Raw genomic sequence first — 2159 nt, 5'->3', positions numbered from 1 at the left:
GTCCATTGCGCGCCCTGGTGGTTGGCCACCCCGCAGAACCATTTGCCGTCCGGGGACCAGCACAACTGCTGGTAGATGCCGTTGCGCGGCATTTGCCGCGTTTGTTCCAGCGTGGCAAGGCTGTGAATCTGGATGCCTTTCAGCGTCAGGCAGGCTATCTTGCCGCCCTCGGGCGACCACGAAGCCCATGGCAGCTCGCTGTCCTCGCCCAGCGCCCTGGCGTTGCCGCCATCAGCATTCGCGAGCATCAGCACGCCCTGGAACCCCCACCGGTCGTGGTCCACGACCGAACCTTGCTCCATTCTCCGGAACAGCAGCTTCGAGCCGTCCGGCGAGAACCGGGGCGCGACCTCTTCGAAACCGGCCGTGGCCGTGATATTGCGCACGGCGGACCCGTCGGGCCGGCACAGGAACACGTCCCATGTGCCGCCTTCCCCGCGCCCGGAATAGGCGACCCAGCCCATTGCCGCCACTTCCCGGGTCAACGCGGCGGCCTGCGGATCCGGCGCCGCGGTCTGGCCGGGAATCCACACGAGATTCAGAAGAGTCAAGATAGTCAGCATGGTTGTTGCTCCATGGGCTCCCGAAACGCGCGCATTATACCCGAAACGGTATGGATGGGCGCGCCTCGGCGTTTCCTGTATGATGCATTGCCGGTGACAACGGGAAACTCAGGAGCAATATGACGGTATAGTATTTGGGAGGCCGGGACAGGTTCTGTGTTGATGGGTGTTCGCTTTTGAGGGAAGCCTCTATATACTGTGGCTGTGGCGGGTTCGGAGTGCGTATATTGTGGTTTGCGCTTTACTTAGAGTCAGAAACGGTGGTATGTTCAGGATGGAGCGGATGCCGCAGTAGAGGGCCGCTGTGATGCCGGACGAGCCACTGGTGGGCAGAGTCATAAGCGACTACGAAATCCTCCGCGAGCTGGGCCGCGGGGGAATGGGTATCGTTTACAAGGCGCACGAGCGGTCATTGCAGCGGGTCGTGGCGCTGAAGGTTCTGCCACCCAGCATATCCTCGGATATCGCGTTCGCGAAGCGGTTTGAGCGTGAGGCCCGGTTTGCGGCCAGCCTGAGCCATCCCAACATCGTCGCCATCTACGCGGTAGGCAAGCACGAAGACGTGCGCTATATCGCGATGGAGTACATCAAGGGCAAGACGCTGACGGCGCTCATCCGCGAGGCGGGGCGTCTGTCGGTGGCGCGCGCGCTCGAGATTACCCTACAGGCCGCGGATGCGCTGCTGGCGGCGCACAAGGTCGGCATGGTCCACAGGGACGTCAAACCGGACAATATCATGATCGACGAGTCCGGGCGCGTGAAGGTGATGGACTTTGGCCTCGCACGGGGAATTCACAGCGGAACGCAATTGACGGCGGACGGCGCGGTGCTTGGTACGCCGCGGTACATGTCGCCCGAGCAGTGCGAGGGGCTCAAGCCCGATCACCGTTCAGATATCTACTCGCTCGGCGTCGTGCTTTTCGAAATGCTGACGGGGCGCACGCCCTATCCCGCGGATACGCCGCTGGCGCTGATGCGCCAGATCGTGGAAACGCCGCTGCCGTCGTTGCAGGAGATCAGCGCGGACGTGCCGCCGCATGTATGCGGCATTGTTTACCGCATGGCGGCGAAACGCCCCGCGGACCGGTACGATAGCGCGGAAACTCTGTGTGAAGACATTCGTGCCTACCTGGAAGGGACCAGGACACCCACGCCCCCGCCATCCACGCAGGAGAGCCCCACGGACGTCCTGACGCCGGTCCCGATACCGATGCCGGGCACGACCCCTACGCCGATGCAAGGTACGACCCCTACGCCGATGCCGGGCACGACCCCTGCGCCAATGCCGGGCACGGCATTCACACCCACGCCGGCCCCGCCGCCGTACGCGCCCTCTCCGGGCAGGCAAGTGCCGCTCAAGCGTGCACTGATTGCGGGCGCGGCGGCGGCTGTGGCGCTGGTAGCTGTCGTGTTGGGGGTCGTCCTATGGTGGGGCCGCGCGCCGCAGCCGCAGGTTTCCTCCATGCCGTCCGCGCAGGTGGCGCAACCGCCGCAGGTCAGCGCTCCGCCCGACACTGTCCCCGCACAGACCCCCGTCGTTGCTCCCCCGCCGGCGGATGTTTCCGCGTCTCAGCCGCCGCAGGACGTTCGCGCCGC

At 64.9% G+C, this 2159-nt stretch carries 2 protein-coding genes; one reads left to right on the top strand and one right to left on the bottom strand.

Features of this window, described 5'->3' with window-relative positions:
- Positions 1 to 563 (bottom strand): PD40 domain-containing protein (locus KA184_21155; protein ID MBP8132097.1); only part of this gene is annotated, 563 nt, incomplete at its 3' end.
- Between the two features lie 307 nt (positions 564 to 870).
- Between KA184_21155 and KA184_21150 the strand changes: the two genes are divergently transcribed.
- Positions 871 to 2159 (top strand): protein kinase (locus tag KA184_21150; protein ID MBP8132096.1); only part of this gene is annotated, 1289 nt, incomplete at its 3' end.

This window comes from Candidatus Hydrogenedentota bacterium, from assembly GCA_018005585.1.
Lineage (GTDB): Bacteria > Hydrogenedentota > Hydrogenedentia > Hydrogenedentales > JAGMZX01 > JAGMZX01.
Note: the sequence above shows the minus strand (reverse complement) of the source record. Positions and strands in the feature narration are given on the sequence as shown.